This window comes from Formosa algae (assembly GCF_001439665.1).
Taxonomy (GTDB): Bacteria; Bacteroidota; Bacteroidia; order Flavobacteriales; family Flavobacteriaceae; genus Formosa; species Formosa algae.
Map to the genome: position 1 here is coordinate 82,346 of NZ_LMAK01000063.1, position 18,556 is coordinate 100,901.

An 18,556-nucleotide genomic window follows, 5' to 3' on the forward strand; every position below is an offset into this window, starting at 1 on the left:
CATTGTAAAACCTACGTATTCTTTTGTATCTTTTTTTTGTTTATGGCTACGGCCTATACACAGCAAATTACATTAAGCGGAACAGTAAAAGATAGCTTACAAATGCCATTAGAATATGCCAATATTTTAGCTGTGCCAGATTCTACTTCTACTAAAGTGAACTTTTCTATTACCGATAATTCTGGTTTTTATAGGTTAAATTTAACACCTGGTGTTAGGTATACAATCACAGTTAGCCATCTGGGGCATGAGACACAATATGCTAAAGTGTTTTCTATAACTGAAAACAACAAGAAAAACTTTATAATGCCAATACAAACCAGTCAGTTAGATCAGGTAGATATAGCCTATACGCCACCTATTTCTATTAAAAGCGATACAATAAGTTACAGAACAGATTCATTTGTTACTGGAGAAGAGCGAAAATTACGAGATGTTTTAAAAAAATTACCAGGGATAGAGGTCGATCGTGATGGAAAAGTAACGGCTAATGGTAAACCTGTAAGTAAAGTATTGGTAGAAAATAAAACATTTTTTACAGGAGGAACTAAACTGGCTATAAATAATTTGCCTGCAGATGCTATAGATCGGATAGAATTGTTAGATAATTATACCGATGTGGCTATGCTTAAAAATTTACAGAATAGCGAAATTTTAGCCATGAACATAAAATTAAAAGAAAATAAAAAACAATTTTGGTTCGGAGATTTGGAAGCTGGAGGAGGTGTTAAAGACCGTTATGTCGTGCATCCCACTTTATTTTATTATAGTCCAGAATCTACTTTTAACTTTATAGGCGATGTAAATAACACAGGACATAAAAGTTTTACATTCCGTGATTATGTCGACTTTGAAGGTGGATATTCTAAATTAAATAAACAATCTGGTAGTTACTATACGCTTTCTAATGATGACTTCTCTACATACTTAAAAAATGAAGATTATAAAGCGCATACGAATCAATTTGGTGCATTGAATGTTAGACGAGCATTAACCCCGTTAACAGATCTTTCTGCTTATGTTATTGTAAACAATGCAACTTCTGAAAATCAAAGAAATACTACAAATACATATTTAAATAATGATACTCCATTTGTAGAAGATCGGATAACAATTAGCCAATTACAAACCTTTTTTACGATTGGTAAGATTACCTTGGATTATGATCCTAGTGCAAATGAAGATTTAGCCTTATCTACTGTATTTAAAATAGCTAACAGCACTAATACAGATTATATAAATACAAATAGTACTTACGATAATAATACCATTAACACAGAGTCTAATCTAAAACAGTTATTCTTAAATTTGGATTTGCGTTATACTAGAAAGTTTTCTAAAAATCATACTGCTACTTTAGAAATGGATTATAATTTTAGTTATGATAAACCGCTTACAGAGTGGCGCACGGATGAAGATATTTTAGAAGGATTAATTCCGCTAGAAACAGATACTGTTTATACTATTCTTCAAACTAAAAAGTTGAATATTCATGCTGCAAATGCTGTTGTAAAAGACTATTGGGTTTTAAATGAAAAAAACCACGTGTATACGACTTTAGGAACGCAATTAGCCTTTAGTAATTTGTATACTAACAATACCCAATTGTTAAGTAATGGAATGCTAAATAATTTTGATTCCGCCGGATTTGGTAACGATTTTACCTATCAATTTATCGATAATTTTATAGGGATGGAGTATAAGTTTCAGTTGGGAATTGCTACACTCAAACCCGGTATTTTTTATCATTTTTACTTCTGGAATACGCAACAATACGATTTGGCTACTACCCGAAATACAAATTTACTATTACCTCAATTTAATGCCGAAATAAAGTTTAGTAACGGTAATGCTTTAGATGTAGATTATAATTTAAATGCGCAATTTCAAACTGTAGAACAGTTAGCAAGTAGGTATGTATTAAGCAGTTTTAATAGTGTTTTTAAAGGTAACGAACAACTGGAACACGATTTATACCATCGCATTAGTTTTCGGCTTTCTAAATACAGTACTTTAAAAGGATTGAATTACTCTATAAGGGCAGCATACAATAAAAAAGAGAAGCAATTTAAACATGTAACTCAGCTAGATGGCATAGAGAGTGTAAATACTATTATACTTTTTGATAGACCAGAAGACAGTTGGAATATATTTGGTAATATTTCTAAGCGTATTAACCGATTAAGATTTAAATTAACTGGATATGCAAATTATAGTAATTTCTATCAGTTATTAAATTCCGAAATCAATAAGAATACGTCTAAAACAGTCATGGTAAAGACTGGTCTATCAACTCATTTTAAAACATGGCCAAATCTTGAGCTAGAATACTCAAAAAATATAAGCTTGTATAAAGCTATTGGGTTAAATACCACCTATAATACAGATGTTTTATCGGCTGCCGTAGAATACGATTTTTTAAACGCATTTATTTTTAAAATAGATTACGAATTAGAGATTTTTGAACATAAAGATCAAGCCGTTTACAACACCTTCGATAATGCTAATGCTTCCCTTTTTTATCAGAGAGAAAATAGTTCTTGGGGTTTTGAAATAGGTGCTCATAATATGTTTAATACCACGTTTAGGCAAGGAAATTCATTTTCAAACTATCTTATAAGTGATAGTAAAACATACATTATGCCTAGAATGTTGCTGTTTAAAGTACAATATAAATTGTAGGTGTTTCTTTAATATATTTTAAGCTCATCCTAAAATTGTGCAACACTGTTTTAGAATGGTTTTTTTATGTCTTATTTATCCAACTACGGTTTTTCCGTAATGTAAAACCTTGTTTTTAAGTGTTTTTCGATGAAATGCAGGTTTTTCATAAAATTAAAAAATAAAAAATCTTTTTTTTTTTTACGTTTGATAAGTTGAAGGAAATTTCTTGAGTTTGAAGTCTTAATAAATTTCTGAATACAAGATCGATCATAGCTGGCGCCAGCTTATTTAAAAAACTTCAACCATAAAACTTCAAGGCTTTTTATGAAGCCAAACATTCGTATTAATCAACCTGTTTAAAAGTATTACAGGTTTAAAATTTTAAAAATTATGAAAATATTAGTAAGTATATTATTTATTTCTTTTTTTGGAAGTAATGTTAGTATTGATAAGAATAAGGGGCTTGATATCTCTGGAGATGTGTGTAGGTGATGGGATTCCTGAAGTGACTTCAATTGTAGATTGTGAATCTGCTGATGCCATGATGGATGAATATTCAGATTACTGCAATTAATTTATATCAACCACGATCTTCTTATTAGATCGTGGTTTTAAACCTTTAATTATGAAATATAACATTACAATTTTTTTTCTAGTACTTTGTTGTCAAGGAGTTTTATCTCAGGTAAAAACGGGTGTAGTGTATTATGGCGAGATTCAGAGTTTATCTCTTGGGTCTCCAGTAGGAAAAGACTATAATGCGCTACTGGTATTTGATACTGATAGATCTCTTTATACTACTAGAAAAGACTCGTTAGAACAGTTAACTAACAGTATGAAACAAGAACATAAGTTTACCTTTACTGTAAGTACTAGCGAAGAGGGATTTCTATATTATAACGATTTAAAAAACAAAACACTTTTTGCTAGAGATTTAGGTTTCAGCTATGTTAAGGAGGGTATACCTAAGATAGTTTGGGATATTACAAGCAAAACTAAAGTAATAGGTGATTTTGAGTGTCAAATGGCAACCTGTACATTTAGAGGAAGAACATATACAGCTTGGTTTACTATGCAAGTGCCCTTGCCATATGGTCCTTGGAAATTACAAGGACTACCTGGGTTGATTTTAGAAGCTTACGATGCACATAAAGAAATTTTTTGGTACTTTAAAGAAATGCAATATCCATCGCGTTTTCAATATTTATTAAAGCCTATTAATAACCCCACTAATGAATGGATGACGTTTAATGCGTTTAAAAATAATTTGGAAGAAAAGCTGAATCAAGCAACATTAAATGGTAGAATACTATCAGAAAAAACAGGAGTTCCTATTCATGAAGATAAAAATCCAGGAAACATATTTATTGAAGTGTTTGGAACGTTTTAAACAAAAATTTATAGGTTTTAATGTATTACTGCTAATATTGGTACTTTGTGTATCTAAGACATCGTTGGCTCAAAACATTTCTATATCTGGTTTCGTAAAAAATGCTCAAGATAGTTTGCCAATAACAGGCACATCGGTAGTGTTAAAAGCTAATAATACATTTTTAGGATATGCTTATTCAGATGAGGCTGGTGCTTTTAATATTAATGTAGAAGCTATATATAAACAATTTGTATTAGAGGTTAGTGCTTTGGGTTTTAAAAGATATAAAGATTCGTTGATTGTTATGGACAATGAAAATGTGTCGCGAAACGTATATTTATCAGAAAAGATAGAAACACTATCCACTGTTGTACTAAAGTCTACAGAAAAAATTGAGGTTAATAGAGATACTATTTCTTATCGATTGTCGGCTTTTGAGTATGGTATTGAAAATTCTGTAGAAGATATGCTTAAAAATCTTCCAGGAATAGAGGTTGATGATAACGGTATAATTAGGGCTTTAGGTGAGCCTATTGATAAAATCTTGATAGAAGGCGACGATTTGGCCAATTCTAATTATAAGGTTATTTCACAGAATTTAGACCCTTCAGCATTGAAGTCTATAGAAATAATTCAGAATTATGAAGAAAATCCTGTTTTAAAGCAGTTTCTTAACTCTAGTGCCGTCGTTTTAAATTTAAAACTTAAGGAAGATAAGAAGTCAATGCTTTTCGGTAAAGCAGATGTTGGTTTAGGCTTAGAGAACCGGTATTCTGGGGACTTGAATTTGGCATTTATTAATCCTAATTTTAAATTATTAAACTTAGGATTTGTTAATAATATAGGAAGAACGGCAGGGGCTCAATTTAGTAATTACGAATTTAGTATAGGCGGTTTTAACGATTTTAAAAAATCATATAAACTAAATCAAAACCCAATGGTTTACCTACAAGGCTCAATTATGGATATTGACGAAAAATACTATGTAGAAAATCAAGCGCTTTCAAATAGTTTATTATTTAATAAAAAGTTTAGTAAAACCTTACACATAAAAAATACCTTATATACTTATCGCGATAATTTTAAAAAAGATTATAACATTGGTTATACCTATTTTGTTCCTCCCAATACTATTTCATATTCCGAGCATAATAACTTTGAAAATACAGATTTTAGTATAGGAAACGATTTTGAACTACAATCTAATCCTTCGGCTTCATCTAATCTTATTATTTCAGCCTCATTTGTTTATAAAAACAAAAACGATATGAATGACTTGGTTACCAATGGAAATCTTATCAATCAAACTTTAAAATCAAAGATAAATAATTTTGATGCTCAAGTACAGTATACTAAGAAATTAAATAATGGAGCCTTAGTTTTAGATGGTTTTTCAGGAGTTAAAAGTAACGACGAATTATTTACAATACACCCTAATGCCTTTGCGCAGGACAGTACAAATTCCGAACTAAATACAAATTACAAATCATCTCTCAAATATTGGGGAGCGGAATCGGCTTTTGTATTTAAATCGGGTAAAACCTCTCATTCATATACCATCGGTGTATTGCACACAAGTGAAAATATAAAAGGACAATCTTATGCAAATAAGTTAGTTGTAGATAGTTTGTCAGGATCAGATAATGCAAAAAAAATTGAACCAAAAGCTCAGGTTAAACTTAAATTACCAATGGGAGAACGTTTGGAGTTTAATGCTATAGCAGAAGGGAAAATAAGTTTTTATAAAAGGAATAACACGAGTAGTTCTCTTTTTTTGCCAAATGCTGATTTTAATATTCAGCTTAAAGAAGGAAAAACAGGGAATTATAGAGTGGGTTGGGAATACGTATCCAAATTAGAAACATTAGATTATTATGTCGATTTTTTTATCGTAAATAGTTACCGTTCTCTAAGTTTAGGAGCCAATCGGGTAGAGGCTATAACCAATAACCGTTATTATTTTAGGCATAGTTTTTCTGATGTTAAAAAGCGACTTTTTTTTAGTACTAGTCTATCTTATAAACACTTTAATTCGCAGTTTGTTCAGGAAGGTCTTTTAAATCAAGATTTTAATATATCACGAAGCGTTTATACTTCGGGGCAGAATTTTATCTTTTTCAATACAAGTGTTACTACCTACTCTAAACCTTTAAATATGTCATTAAAAGTAGGATATAATTACAGTCGTGTTATTAATCCTTCAGTGGTAAATAATACGTTTTTAGAAACTGTAAACAATACATCGGGCTTTGGGTTAACTGGGACAAGTTACTTTAGATCCTTTTTTAATTTTAAGTTTCAAATGAATTATACAGACAACAAAGGCTGGAATACAGAGACCGAGGTTAGGAATAGGAGATTTCAATTTATGTTTAATCCTATATTTAAAATTAATTCGGAATGGATTATCAATGCAAAGTTTAAAAATTATTTGGTCGATTCCATTTTTTACGATGCTAATTATATGGAAATAATATATGAACCTGAACTTAAAAAATGGAGTCTAGGGCTGTATGTTCAGAATATATTTAATAAGGAAACCTTCGAGTTTAATTATTTAAACAACTACACAAATACTAATATTTCCTATAAAACAGTCCCTAGGTATGCGTATGTCTATTGGAGGTTTAAATTTTAGCACTGACAATAAATAAGATAAAGAGTTTATCTTTAATTCTTAAACTAGAATACTCAAAAAATATAAGCTTGTATAAAGCTATTGGGTTAAATACGACCTATAACACTGATGTTTTATCAGCTGCCGTAGAATACGATTTTTTAAACGCATTTATTTTTAAAATGGATTACGAATTAGAGATTTTTGAACATAAAGATCAAGCCGTTTACAACACCTTCGATAATGCTAATGCTTCCCTTTTTTATCAGAGAGAAAATAGTTCTTGGGGTTTTGAAATAGGTGCTCATAATATGTTTAATACCACGTTTAGACAAGGAAATTCATTTTCAAACTATCTTATAAGTGATAGTAAAACATACATTATGCCTAGAATGTTGCTGTTTAAAGTACAATATAAATTGTAGGTGTTTCTTAAATTTTGCTTGCATATCTTAAATATGCACTTCAATATTTCGTATTTTTAAAAGGATACTAAATTCAAAATATCATGATTAAAAAAACAGTACAATCTGTAACAGATGCCCTTGAAGGCGTTAGCAATAACATGACGTTTATGCTTGGTGGTTTTGGTTTGTGTGGTATTCCGGAACAGGCCATTTCAGAATTAGTCAAGCGAGATATAAAAGGATTAACCTGCATTTCTAATAATGCGGGTGTAGACGATTTTGGTTTAGGACTTCTCTTGCAAAACAAGCAAATCAAAAAAATGGTGTCCTCTTACGTAGGCGAAAATGACGAGTTTGAACGGCAAATGTTAAGTGGCGAACTCGACGTAGAGTTAATTCCTCAAGGCACATTAGCAGAGCGTTGTCGTGCTGCTCAAGCAGGTTTTCCTGCCATTTATACACCTGCAGGTTATGGAACCGAAGTTGCTATGGGTAAAGAAACCCGAGAGTTTGATGGTAAAATGTATGTATTAGAACATGCGTTTAAAGCCGATTTTGCTTTTGTAAAAGCGTGGAAAGGAGATGAAGCAGGAAATCTAATATTTAAGGGGACAGCCAGAAATTTTAATCCAGTTATGTGTGGTGCAGCAAAAATTACAGTTGCTGAGGTTGAGGAATTAGTGCCTGTTGGTGAACTAGATCCGAATCAAATTCATGTACCAGGAATTTTTGTACAGCGTATTTTTCAAGGTAAGAATTATGAAAAACGTATAGAACAACGTACGGTTAGAATAAGATAATGGAGTAATTATGTTATGATTCTTTGTTGATAATTCATGAAGAGAGAGTCTGAATAAGCTATAACATTTTCAAATTAAATCATTTTTCAAATTAAACAATTATGTTAGACAAAATTGGAATAGCAAAAAGAATTGCACAAGAGGTAAAAGACGGATATTATGTAAACTTAGGCATAGGTATTCCAACTTTAGTAGCGAACTATGTGCGAGCGGATATTGAAGTCGAATTTCAGAGTGAAAATGGTGTTTTGGGTATGGGGCCCTTTCCGTTTGATGGTGAAGAAGATGCCGATATTATAAATGCTGGTAAACAAACCATCACAACGTTGGCAGGTGCTAGTTTTTTCGATTCGGCGACTAGTTTTGCTATGATTCGCGGACAACATGTCGATTTAACCATTCTAGGCGCCATGGAAGTTTCAGAACAAGGCGATATTGCCAATTGGAAAATTCCAGGTAAAATGGTAAAAGGTATGGGTGGAGCGATGGATCTGGTAGCTAGTGCTCAAAATATAATTGTGGCCATGATGCATACCAATAAAGTAGGAGAATCCAAATTATTAAAACGCTGTAGTTTGCCCCTTACTGGTGTAGGTTGTGTGAAAAAGATTGTAACCAATTTAGCAGTTTTAGAAATTACAGCTCATGGCTTTAAGTTATTAGAGCGTGCTCCAGGCGTATCTGTAAATGAGATCAGGAATGCTACAGCAGGGCAATTGATAGTGGACCGAGAAATCCCTGAAATGTCTCTTTAAATGTAGGAAGTATAGGTTTAGAATGTTTAAATGTTAAAATAAAGTGTATTTAATCGATTTTATATGTCTTTTAAACGATATTTGAAATAAAATTGACATATTTACATCACCCAAAAATACTATTACACATAGATCCCAAATCTACCAAAAACTAACCATTATGAATGTAGCCTCAAATCTACCTGAAGAACCTACCTACTCAGAAAGTAAAATCTATATGGTGTATGATAACACTGTAGATTTTATAAAAAATCTAATGTATTTAGTTAAAAAAGTGTTCATGTTATAATCCTTTTGGAATAGCTTGAATTAGTTTTTTTGTATAATCTTGGTGCGGATTGTTATACACAATATCCGCATCGTTTTTTTCTACGATTTCCCCTTTATTCATCACAATCAATTGATCCGACATATATTTTACAACCGCTAAATCGTGGGATATAAAAATATAAGTGAAACCAAATTTATCTTTCAATTCGTTTAAAAGGTTTAAAACCTGAGCTTGTACAGATATGTCTAAAGCTGAAACAGACTCGTCACACACTATTAATTTAGGTTGTAACGCTATGGTTCTTGCAATTCCGATACGTTGGCGTTGTCCTCCAGAAAATTCATGTGGGTAACGATTAAAATAGTCTTCAGAGAGTCCAACACGATTTAAAATCTCCAACACTTTAGCTTTGCGTTCTGCTTTGTTTTTATACAGTTTATGAACCGTCATAGGTTCCATAATGGCTTGTCCAACAGTTAACCTTGGATTTAAAGACGCATAAGGATCTTGAAAGATGATTTGAATGTCTTTTCTAAGCCTTCTCATAGCTTTTGTAGAGAGGTTTGTAATATCTGTTCCTTTGTATATAATGGTTCCTGCAGTAGCTTTATCTAATTGCAGAATAGCATTTCCTAAAGTAGATTTTCCACAACCTGATTCGCCAACCAAACCTAAAGTTTCACCTTCATAAATTTTAAAACTTACATTATTTACGGCTTTAAAAGGTTGCGATTTGCCAAACCATCCGGAATTAGAGATATATTCTTTTTCCAGATTTATAACTTCTAATAAAGGCGATTGGTTGTATAATGCTTGATGATGTTTAGCACGGTCTTCACTAGTTACAATAGTTTCTGTAAATGCATTGTTTAAATAATCCTGTATGGTAGGAAGTGTTTTTAAACGTACTTGTAAAGATGGTCTTGAATTTATTAAGGCTTTGGTGTAATTATGTTGGGGCATATTAAAAATGCTGGTTGCGGTGCCTTGTTCAACAATATCTCCTTTATACATTACAATAACGCGTTCAGCAATTTCAGAGATTAAAGCCAAATCATGAGTAATAAAAATAATACTCATATGTGTTTTGTCTTGAAGCTCTTTAAGTAACACTATAATTTCTTTTTGTACGGTTACGTCTAGTGCTGTAGTAGGCTCGTCTGCGATTAAAATGTCGGGTTCGCAAGCAATGGCCATAGCAATCATAACACGTTGCTTTTGTCCGCCAGAAATCTCATGCGGATACGATTTGTAAACCCGTTCTGGTTCTGGTAATTTTACTTGATCAAAAAGCTCTAAAACGCGTTGTTTTACTTCAATAGCAGATAAACCTGTATGCTGATTTAAAATTTCTTCGACTTGTATGCCGCAGCGCATAGACGGATTTAAAGAACTCATGGGTTCTTGAAAAATCATAGCTATTTTATTTCCTCTTATATGTTGAAATTGATTTTGATTGATCTGCGTAAGATCAATGTCTTTAAAATGAATAGTTCCTGAAACCGCAGAAATCTTTTTGGGTAATAAACCTAAAATAGCTAAAGAAGACACCGATTTTCCTGAGCCAGATTCGCCCACAATACCTAAAATTTCATTAGCATTTAAATGATAAGAAATGTTGTGAATAACTTCGTTGCCGTTGAAAGAAATGGCAAGATTTTTTATTTGTAATAAAGGTGCCTCTGTCATTTAAATATGAATAATTTCGTCGTCGGTTAAAATACTATCACCACGGAGTCTTAAGAAAATTTGTGCCACAGCAATCGTGTCTTTTTCACAATAAACTATGATGCGATCTACTTCGTTTTCTTCGTAATAGACGCGATACACTTCACTACCGTCAATATCATCTTTTGGAGAGGGAATACCTAATATATTGGTGAGTAATTTAAGCGAGGTATAGTTTTTATAATCGCCAAATTTCCATAATTCTAGAGTGTCCAAATGTGGCACTTCCCAAGGTTTTTTACCAAATAAATTTAACTTTGATGGTAACGTAATGTTATGTATAATCATACGTCGTGCGATATAAGGAAAATCGAACTCTTTACCGTTATGGGCACATAATAATTGTCTGGGATGATTGTAATGGGTTTCTAAAAGATTTTTAAAGTCTTTTAAAATAGTTATTTCATCGCCATAAAACGATGTTGCTCTAAATTGTCTGCCATCTCCTTTTAACATGAAATATCCAACAGAGATACATACAATTTTTCCAAATTCTGCCCAAATTCCTGCCCGTTCATAGAATGCTTCAGCAGATAATTCGTTACGCTGATATTTAGATTTTAAATCCCATAACTCTTTTTTGGCATCACTTAATTCAGAAAAATGCTGAGTTTCTGGAACGGTTTCAATGTCCAGAAACAAAATATCTTCAAGATTGAGTTTGCTAATCATTCATTTAACATATTATATCCTTCTTCAATATACGTAAAAATGTCTTTAGAAAAAGAACCTTCACCACCTTTAGGGCCTTTAGTATGTCCTAAACGCACAATAATAACATTGTCTTCAGGTTCTACAATTACGTATTGCCCTAAGTGGCCACGCATCATAAAAAAGTGTTTGTTGCCAATGGTTTTTAACCACCAACCGTAACCATATTGTGGACTGTCTTTAAATCTGGGTGTAATGGATTTTGCAATAAAGGCGGAATCTAAAAGTTGTTCGCCATTCCATTTGCCATAATCTTTATACAGCCGTCCAAATCGGGCAAAATCACGTGCATTACTAGCAATACAACAATAGGCTTTCTCTAAACCTTCTTGCTCGCTATCGAGTTGCCAAAGTGCATCGCTTTCAAAACCCATAGGTCTCCAAAACTCCTCGCTTAAGTATCCAGACATGGTTTGTCCGGTCGCTCTCTCAATAACCATACCTAGCAATTGGGTATTTCCGCTTAAGTATTTAAATGCTGTTCCAGGAGTTTCTACACCTTCCATATTTAGAATAACAGGCTCTAAATCTTCGTCAAAATAAGCACGTGTGGTAACCGAAAATGGCGAATAATAAGCTTCGTCCCAATTTAAACCTGATGCCATAGATGATAAATCGCCCACCGTTAGCGTAGCACTTAAACCATCTTTAAATTGCGGATAAAAATCGCTCACATTCTGATCTAAATTTCTGATTTTCCCTTCCATTATGGCTTTTCCGAGCATGGCAGAAATAATGCTTTTTGACATGGAGAAGGAATTGGTTTTAGAGGTTTTGCCAAATCCGTCGTAATAGGTCTCAAACCAAATACTATCGTTTTTAATAATTAAGTATGCAATGGTTCCGTTCGCAATATTTGTACGTTCTAAACTGTCTGTAATGGTGGCTTTATTGTAATCGTTATGAATGTTCCACGGTTGTGGTGTACTGTTTTTAATAACACGATTGTCAAATTCTTTATAATCTTCTAAAAAGGCTGTTTTATGACCTGTGCCGTAAGTAACACGTACGGCTTTTAAAATATAATCGTAATCGAAAATGTATAGTAAAATCACAAGTAAACCGCATAGAATGGCAATAAACTTAAAAAGTTTGATTAAGAATTTCATAACTAAATTTGTGTGAGACTAAAGATAAGAATTTAAAATAAGCTTTGTTGCGTCACCGGACTTTCATGGTTTAATAACCATTGTTTGCTGTGTAGTCCGCCAGCATAACCTGTAAGGCTTCCGTCTGTACCAATAACGCGATGGCATGGAACAACAATCCAAAGCGGATTTTTACCGTTGGCATTAGCAACAGCACGAATGGCTTTTACGTCTCCCAATTGTTTAGACAGTTCTAAATAAGAAAGTGTTTTACCGTAAGGAATTAAACGAAGCGCATTCCATACTTTTTTCTGAAAATCTGTACCTTTCGGATTTTGTTTAATTTTGAATATTGTTCGCGACCCATTAAAATATTCGTCTAGTTGAAGCGCACAATTTTGAAGTGATTTTGGAATAATTTCTGTTAGTGTTTCATCAGAATTAAGCACTGTTATTGATGAAACTCCATCTGTATCACCTTCAATTCTAGTACACCCTAAAGGAGAATTTATAATGCAGTAATCCATTAATTTTCTTCTGGAGTGTCACTAATTAATCCTAAGCGTTTGGCACGTACTTCCCAGCTTTTTCTTGCTAAAGCTTGTAAGTTTGCAACATGGTCACTTTCATCCATAATTTCAAGACCTAGAAGGGTTTCAATTACATCTTCCATAGTAACAATACCACTAACAGAACCGTATTCGTCTACCACTAAAGCCATATGGTTTTTACTTTCTACAAGTTGTTCAAAAAGTGTTGGAATGGCAATGTTACGCTCTATAATAATGATATCTCGTCTAATATCTTTTAGTGTTTTTGTGCCATTTCCAAGCGCCATTTCTTTAAAGACTTCATCTTTTAAGACTAATCCTGTAATATTGTCTGGATTATCTGTGTATAACGGAATTCTAGAAAAACGGACGTTAGAATTTTCTTTGAAAAACTCTTGTACAGTTGTCGAATCGTTAGCTGTTTTCATAACAGTTCTAGGCGTCATAATATGTTTAGCAAGAATGTCTTTAAAGGTTAGTAAATTTTTTAAAATTTTACTTTCAGATTCTTGAAACACACCTTCTTCTGTCGCCATATCTGCCATTGCATGAAAATCTTCTCTACTTAATACACTACCATGACCTTTACCACCAATAAGTTTTGTAGTAAGTTGTAACAGCCATAACAGGCCTGTGTATTTTAGAGGAAATATTAAAACTGTAAGTGCTTTAGAAGTGAAATTAGCTAACCCTTGCCAGTATTTTGCTCCAATAGTTTTAGGAATAATTTCTGAAACCACTAATATTAAAAGCGTCATGATTGCAGAAACTATTCCTACTGTATTAATACCAAAAACTTCGAATTTATACGGTAAGCTTTCGGCTTGAATACCAACCATCATTGCACCTAAAGTATGTGCAATTGTATTTAAGGTTAAAATAGCAATTAAAGGTTTGTCTACATCTTTCTTTAGGTTTTCTAAAGTTGTAGCGTAATCTTTACCCTCATTTTTTTTTACGTTAATAAACGTAGGTGTTACACTTAAGAACACAGCCTCGAGTATAGAACATAGAAATGAAAAAAAGATAGAAATTGTTGCCCAAAAGATGAGTGCTCCCATATTGTATTTTTTGAATTTTAGCTAAGTTACGAAATCAATTTAACAACATCCTTAGCAAAGTAACTTGCTATGATATCTGCACCTGCTCTTTTAATAGCAGTAACTTGTTCCATCATTACCGCATCGTGATTTAACCAACCGCGTTCAGAAGCTGCTTTTAGCATCGCATATTCTCCAGAAACTTGATATACAGCGATAGGCACATCGACTTCATTTTTAAGATCGCGCACTATGTCTAGATAGCATAAGCCTGGTTTAACCATTACAATATCTGCACCTTCTTCTATATCCATTTCTGTTTCACGAAGCGCTTCAAAACGATTTGCGTAATCCATCTGGTATGTTTTTTTGTCTTTTGGGACATCTACCACATTTACAGGAGCAGAATCTAGAGCGTCTCTAAAAGGGCCGTAAAATGCAGAAGCATATTTGGCGCTGTAGGCCATAATTCCGGTGTTTATAAAACCTTCGTCTTCTAATAATTCTCGCATTTCAAGAATACGACCATCCATCATGTCGCTTGGTGCTACAAAATCTGCTCCAGCTTGTGCATGGCTTAATGCCATTTCTGCTAAAACTTCAGAAGATTCGTCGTTAAGAATTAAACCGTTTTCTACAATACCATCGTGTCCGTAAGACGAAAACGGATCTAATGCCACATCGGTCATAACCAACATATCTGGACAAGTATTTTTTACCGTTTTAATGGCACGTTGCATTAATCCTTTTGGATTTAAAGCTTCAGTACCTTTATTATCCTTTAGTTTGTCGTCTATTTTAACAAATAGCAAAACAGATTTTAATCCTAATGTCCAAAGTTCCTTGACTTCTTTTTCAAGCATATCTAAACTAAGCCTGAAATAGTTGGGCATAGACGGAATTTCTTCCTTTACACCTTTTCCTTCTACAACAAAAATTGGTACTAAAAAATCGTTTGGTGAAATAATAGTTTCGCGAACTAATGAACGAATAGCTTCATTGGTTCTTAGTCTTCTGTTTCTTTTAATAGGATACATAATTATGATTTAATATTTAATTTGTCGTTAAATTCGTCGGCAGTTTCTATTACTTTTTGCGGTGCTTTAAAACGATAACCAACAAAAACTTGCAAATAAGGAATAGTATCTGTTACATAATATGAACGACTTGTACTATGATTTAAAAATAAGTAATTAAAATGTGCTCCGACAAAAAGATTAGTTAAATCGTACGAAAATGTACCTTTAAAACTAAGCTCTGTTAACAAGGTTGTAACGTTGCTGGAATTGGTTATAGAATAGTTTAATCCAATACCTGCAGAGGCACCAACCGAGATTAATAATTTTTCGTTGGGTACATAATTGTAGTAATAATTAGGCGAAAATGCTAAATCGAACGATTTGTAGTGTTTCTCTATAGTGCGATTTAAAATAGTTTCGTCATGTTTTAAGTTGAAATCTGTGTAAAAATAGGTGATACTTGGAATAAAACTACCAACACTTTTTAATTGTTTTTCGTTTTGAGAGGATAACGCTCTGTACGAAAAATTTGGATTTAAAATGTAAGACGTTGAGCCTCCAATTTTGAAAGATTCTGTTTCTGGTAAATAGATGCTTTGATTGGCGTTTTTAATATAAAACCCTTTTTCTTGGTATAGTTTAAGCGTTTGCATCCAATGTTGTTTGTAGTAACCTCTTAAGTTAAGCGTATATAATTTGGCTCCATCGTTATTGCGATTGGCGTTTAAAAACTTTGGAGCGTATGAGTAAGAAATGGCTAATTTTCTGAATAAAATACTACCTCCAATTCTGGATTCTTTATTGGCATTTAAATCTAATTTTATTCTGGAATCTCTATCGTTTATCGCTAAAGAATTGGACGTATTTATATAATATATTTTGGCATGAATTCGGTTTTTATAATGCCGAATATATGTGCTTTGTGTGTTAAAAATAGAATCGTTATCCGTGTTTTCGTTTTGAGCAAAGACAGACCATGTTGCTAGAAATAACAATAAGCTAATATGTATGTCTTTAAACATCATGTTAATAGTGAATTTTAAAAGGTTTTAAGTTGTATTACTACGGAATTAAGTTGTCATTAAAATTTTCTGCCCTTTGTACAAGCTTGTTAGAAGCTTTAAAACGATATCCAACAAATGCCTGAAAATATGGTATATTATCTTTTATATACGTAAAACTATCAGCATTATAATTCAAAATTAAATAATTATAATGTGCACCAAAATACAAGCTATCTATATCGTAAGTTATACTGCCATTAAAGTTGATTTCGGTTAAAAGAGACGTTAAATCTTCATTATCTAAAGCGTCTAATTTATTTTTACTGCTACTAAAGTTTAATCCCAAACCGGCAGAAGCTCCTAAAGAGATAAATACATTTTTAGTAGGAATATAATTGTATTGATAAGAAGGCGCAATGGCGATATTATACGACTTTATTTTGGTGTTAATTTCGCGATTTCCAAATTCGTCATCAAATAAAACGTTGTGTCTTGTGTAATAATACACTAAAGTTGGTATAAACGTACCTGCACTTTTTAATTGTTTTTCAGTTTGATTCGCAAGGGCTCTATATGAGAAATTTTCATTAAAAATATAAGAGGTAGCTCCTCCAATTTTAAACGATTTTGTATCTTGTAAATAGATGTGAGAATTGGAATCTTCTATATGCCCATCTAAATAAAATCCTTTTTGATTGTAAATGTCTAATGTCTGCATCCAGTGTTTACCCAAATACGTTCTGATGTTTAAATTGAAGAGTTTAGAGTCTTTATCGTTTGGATTTTCGGCTAAAGAATTTGGAGAAAACGAGTACGACGCAGATAGAGATCTAAAAGCTACTGCAGCACCAATTTTATCTTGTTTATTTGGATACAAATTAAATCCGACATCTTCACCTTCTCGGCCACTAATAACTAGAGAGTTGGATGTTTTTATATAAAAAGCCTTAGCTGTTATTCTGTTTTTATAAATGTAAATATAATCGTTTGCTTTTTTACCATAAACAACTGCAGAGGTATCTATTGCTGTATTTAATGCTGTGCTTTGAGCAAAAGCTAAATACGAGAATAAGAGCAATGCAAATGATAAAAAACATGATTTTAGATCCATGGTTTGGGGTTTTGTAGTGTTTGAACTAATAGTTCTTCTTGGCTACCCGATTCAATTTTATGGTCGTACACCCATTGTACATGTGGTGGTAAACTCATTAAAATACTTTCTATTCGGCCATTTGTTTTGAGTCCGAAAAGAGTGCCTTTATCGTGTACTAAATTAAATTCGACATAACGACCGCGACGAATTTCTTGCCAAGTGCGTTGTGTTTCTGTAAACGATAAGTCTTTTCGTTTTTCGGCTATAGGGATGTAGCTTTCTATAAAGCTATTTCCAACTTCGGTAACAAAGTTGTACCAAGCTTCCATAGACATGTCGTCTGTTTTTTTACAATAGTCGAAAAATAAACCACCAATACCTCGCGCTTCGTTTCTGTGTGCATTCCAAAAGTAGGTGTCGCATTTTGCTTTATATGTCGCATAAAAGTCCGGATGGTGTTTATCGCAGGCTGTTTTACAAACGGTATGAAAATGTTTGGCATCATCTTCAAAAAGATAATACGGTGTTAAATCTTGTCCGCCACCAAACCATTGGTCTACAATATCACCATCTTTATTATACATTTCAAAATAGCGCCAATTAGCATGAACGGTAGGCACCATTGGGTTTTTAGGGTGAAGTACTAAACTCAATCCGCAGGCAAAGAAATTGGCATCTTTAACACCAAAATAGTTTTGCATACTTTCGGGTAATTCGCCATGAACCCCAGATATATTTACACCACCTTTTTCAAAAACATTTCCGTTTTCAATAACGCGCGTTCTTCCGCCTCCACCTTCAGGGCGTTTCCAAATATCTTCTTTAAAGGTTGCTTTTCCATCCACTTCTTCTAAAGCTGAAGTTATGGTGTTTTGCAAATCTTGAATGTATTGGTAAAATTTATCTTTCATGTTGTAGTTCATATAACTCCATGTCTATGGTTGGTGCGTTTGGTGGCGCGTATTCGTTTTTTAAGGTCTTTTTCCAGATAAACCCACAATTGGTAGCGACTTTTATGCTTGCAATATTTGTTTTATGGGATACAATTTGCAGTGTTTTTAAACCTAAAGAGGTAAATGCATAATTAGAAAATTTAGTAATTGCAGAAGACATTATGCCTTTGTTTTCTTTCTGTTTGTCAATGCAATATGCAAATTCACCTATTCCTTTTTGCCAATCAATATCCTTTAAAATAATAAGCGCGAAGATGGCATTTGTTGTTACATCTTTTAATAAAAATGTATATTCGAGCTTATGCTTCATTTTTTGTTGTTGAGCAGCAATATATTCTTCTGAAGCTTCAACTTTTAAATTTTTAGCAAGCGTATATGGTAAATAAGGCACAAAACGTTTTACATTATCCATCATAAATTTATGAAGCATAGAAGCGTCAGTTTGCTCTAATTCTGAAATGTAAAACGAATTGTTACTCATTG

At 32.8% G+C, this 18,556-nt stretch carries 17 protein-coding genes; 7 read left to right on the top strand and 10 right to left on the bottom strand.

Going from position 1 to position 18,556, the window contains the following annotated elements; translation table 11 throughout:
- Positions 1–42 precede the first annotated feature (42 nt).
- The 7 genes from AST99_RS13705 to AST99_RS18965 all read left to right on the top strand — a co-directional run bounded on the left by AST99_RS13705 (position 43) and on the right by AST99_RS18965 (position 8,904).
- Positions 43–2,682 carry a TonB-dependent receptor gene (locus tag AST99_RS13705; protein WP_057782584.1) on the top strand — a complete coding sequence of 880 codons (2,640 nt, stop codon included), beginning with the start codon at positions 43–45 and terminating at the stop codon, positions 2,680–2,682.
- 607 nt (positions 2,683–3,289) lie between these two features.
- Positions 3,290–4,054, top strand: a complete 765-nt coding sequence (locus AST99_RS13710) for a GLPGLI family protein (RefSeq protein ID WP_057782586.1) — start codon at positions 3,290–3,292, stop codon at positions 4,052–4,054.
- Entirely contained in the window at positions 4,002–6,674 is a 2,673-nt protein-coding gene (locus AST99_RS13715) for a hypothetical protein (RefSeq protein WP_157486397.1), read from the top strand. Before AST99_RS13710 ends, AST99_RS13715 begins: the two co-directional genes overlap by 53 nt.
- A 68-nt stretch (positions 6,675–6,742) precedes the next feature.
- A complete protein-coding gene (locus AST99_RS13720) occupies positions 6,743–7,078 on the top strand; it encodes a hypothetical protein (protein WP_057782590.1) in 336 nt (111 codons plus the stop codon).
- An 83-nt stretch (positions 7,079–7,161) separates the two neighbouring features.
- Positions 7,162–7,860 carry a CoA transferase subunit A gene (locus AST99_RS13725; RefSeq protein WP_057782592.1) on the top strand — a complete coding sequence of 233 codons (699 nt, stop codon included), beginning with the start codon at positions 7,162–7,164 and terminating at the stop codon, positions 7,858–7,860.
- A 101-nt stretch (positions 7,861–7,961) separates the two neighbouring features.
- The gene (locus AST99_RS13730) at positions 7,962–8,615 is read left to right on the top strand and encodes a 3-oxoacid CoA-transferase subunit B (RefSeq protein ID WP_057782593.1); all 654 of its coding nucleotides are present in this window, start codon (positions 7,962–7,964) and stop codon (positions 8,613–8,615) included.
- Between the two features lie 160 nt (positions 8,616–8,775).
- The gene (locus AST99_RS18965; RefSeq protein ID WP_262487297.1) at positions 8,776–8,904 is read left to right on the top strand and encodes a hypothetical protein; all 129 of its coding nucleotides are present in this window, start codon (positions 8,776–8,778) and stop codon (positions 8,902–8,904) included.
- Here the strand turns inward: AST99_RS18965 and AST99_RS13735 are convergent.
- The 10 genes from AST99_RS13735 to AST99_RS13780 are packed head-to-tail and all read right to left on the bottom strand — an operon-like array spanning position 8,899 to position 18,554.
- Complete coding sequence (locus AST99_RS13735; protein WP_057782596.1) at positions 8,899–10,575, bottom strand: ABC transporter ATP-binding protein; 1,677 nt, start codon at positions 10,573–10,575, stop codon at positions 8,899–8,901. The two genes, AST99_RS18965 and AST99_RS13735, sit on opposite strands and share 6 nt — an antisense overlap.
- Complete coding sequence (locus tag AST99_RS13740; protein WP_057782598.1) at positions 10,576–11,286, bottom strand: 3'-5' exonuclease; 711 nt, start codon at positions 11,284–11,286, stop codon at positions 10,576–10,578.
- Positions 11,283–12,434, bottom strand: coding sequence for a serine hydrolase domain-containing protein (locus AST99_RS13745; protein WP_057782600.1), 1,152 nt, complete (start codon positions 12,432–12,434; stop codon positions 11,283–11,285). Before AST99_RS13745 ends, AST99_RS13740 begins: the two co-directional genes overlap by 4 nt.
- A 32-nt stretch (positions 12,435–12,466) precedes the next feature.
- Positions 12,467–12,940 carry a methylated-DNA--[protein]-cysteine S-methyltransferase gene (locus tag AST99_RS13750; RefSeq protein WP_057782602.1) on the bottom strand — a complete coding sequence of 158 codons (474 nt, stop codon included), beginning with the start codon at positions 12,938–12,940 and terminating at the stop codon, positions 12,467–12,469.
- Positions 12,940–14,025, bottom strand: a complete 1,086-nt coding sequence (locus AST99_RS13755; RefSeq protein ID WP_057782604.1) for a CNNM domain-containing protein — start codon at positions 14,023–14,025, stop codon at positions 12,940–12,942. The genes AST99_RS13750 and AST99_RS13755 overlap by 1 nt, the downstream gene beginning before the upstream one ends.
- A 26-nt stretch (positions 14,026–14,051) precedes the next feature.
- Complete coding sequence (gene hemB / locus AST99_RS13760; RefSeq protein WP_057782605.1) at positions 14,052–15,041, bottom strand: porphobilinogen synthase; 990 nt, start codon at positions 15,039–15,041, stop codon at positions 14,052–14,054.
- A 2-nt stretch (positions 15,042–15,043) separates the two neighbouring features.
- Complete coding sequence (locus AST99_RS13765) at positions 15,044–16,048, bottom strand: DUF4421 family protein (RefSeq protein WP_083495695.1); 1,005 nt, start codon at positions 16,046–16,048, stop codon at positions 15,044–15,046.
- A 37-nt stretch (positions 16,049–16,085) separates the two neighbouring features.
- Positions 16,086–17,138 carry a DUF4421 family protein gene (locus tag AST99_RS13770; protein ID WP_057782609.1) on the bottom strand — a complete coding sequence of 351 codons (1,053 nt, stop codon included), beginning with the start codon at positions 17,136–17,138 and terminating at the stop codon, positions 16,086–16,088.
- Entirely contained in the window at positions 17,129–18,031 is a 903-nt protein-coding gene (gene hemF / locus AST99_RS13775) for an oxygen-dependent coproporphyrinogen oxidase (protein WP_057782611.1), read from the bottom strand. The genes AST99_RS13770 and hemF overlap by 10 nt, the downstream gene beginning before the upstream one ends.
- On the bottom strand, positions 18,021–18,554 hold the full coding sequence (locus tag AST99_RS13780) for a GNAT family N-acetyltransferase (protein WP_057782613.1): 534 nt from the start codon (positions 18,552–18,554) through the stop codon (positions 18,021–18,023). Before AST99_RS13780 ends, hemF begins: the two co-directional genes overlap by 11 nt.
- Between the last annotated feature and the right edge of the window lie 2 nt (positions 18,555–18,556).

Coding starts and splice junctions, on each gene's coding strand:
- AST99_RS13705 (WP_057782584.1), top strand. CDS start 43: ATGGCTACGGCCTATACACAGCAAATTACATTAAGCGGAACAGTAAAA.
- AST99_RS13710 (WP_057782586.1), top strand. CDS start 3,290: ATGAAATATAACATTACAATTTTTTTTCTAGTACTTTGTTGTCAAGGA.
- AST99_RS13715 (WP_157486397.1), top strand. CDS start 4,002: ATGAAGATAAAAATCCAGGAAACATATTTATTGAAGTGTTTGGAACGT.
- AST99_RS13725 (WP_057782592.1), top strand. CDS start 7,162: ATGATTAAAAAAACAGTACAATCTGTAACAGATGCCCTTGAAGGCGTT.
- AST99_RS13730 (WP_057782593.1), top strand. CDS start 7,962: ATGTTAGACAAAATTGGAATAGCAAAAAGAATTGCACAAGAGGTAAAA.
- AST99_RS18965 (WP_262487297.1), top strand. CDS start 8,776: ATGAATGTAGCCTCAAATCTACCTGAAGAACCTACCTACTCAGAAAGT.
- AST99_RS13735 (WP_057782596.1), bottom strand. CDS start 10,575: ATGACAGAGGCACCTTTATTACAAATAAAAAATCTTGCCATTTCTTTC.
- AST99_RS13740 (WP_057782598.1), bottom strand. CDS start 11,286: ATGATTAGCAAACTCAATCTTGAAGATATTTTGTTTCTGGACATTGAA.
- AST99_RS13745 (WP_057782600.1), bottom strand. CDS start 12,434: ATGAAATTCTTAATCAAACTTTTTAAGTTTATTGCCATTCTATGCGGT.
- AST99_RS13750 (WP_057782602.1), bottom strand. CDS start 12,940: ATGGATTACTGCATTATAAATTCTCCTTTAGGGTGTACTAGAATTGAA.
- AST99_RS13755 (WP_057782604.1), bottom strand. CDS start 14,025: ATGGGAGCACTCATCTTTTGGGCAACAATTTCTATCTTTTTTTCATTT.
- hemB (WP_057782605.1), bottom strand. CDS start 15,041: ATGTATCCTATTAAAAGAAACAGAAGACTAAGAACCAATGAAGCTATT.
- AST99_RS13765 (WP_083495695.1), bottom strand. CDS start 16,048: ATGATGTTTAAAGACATACATATTAGCTTATTGTTATTTCTAGCAACA.
- AST99_RS13770 (WP_057782609.1), bottom strand. CDS start 17,138: ATGGATCTAAAATCATGTTTTTTATCATTTGCATTGCTCTTATTCTCG.
- hemF (WP_057782611.1), bottom strand. CDS start 18,031: ATGAAAGATAAATTTTACCAATACATTCAAGATTTGCAAAACACCATA.
- AST99_RS13780 (WP_057782613.1), bottom strand. CDS start 18,554: ATGAGTAACAATTCGTTTTACATTTCAGAATTAGAGCAAACTGACGCT.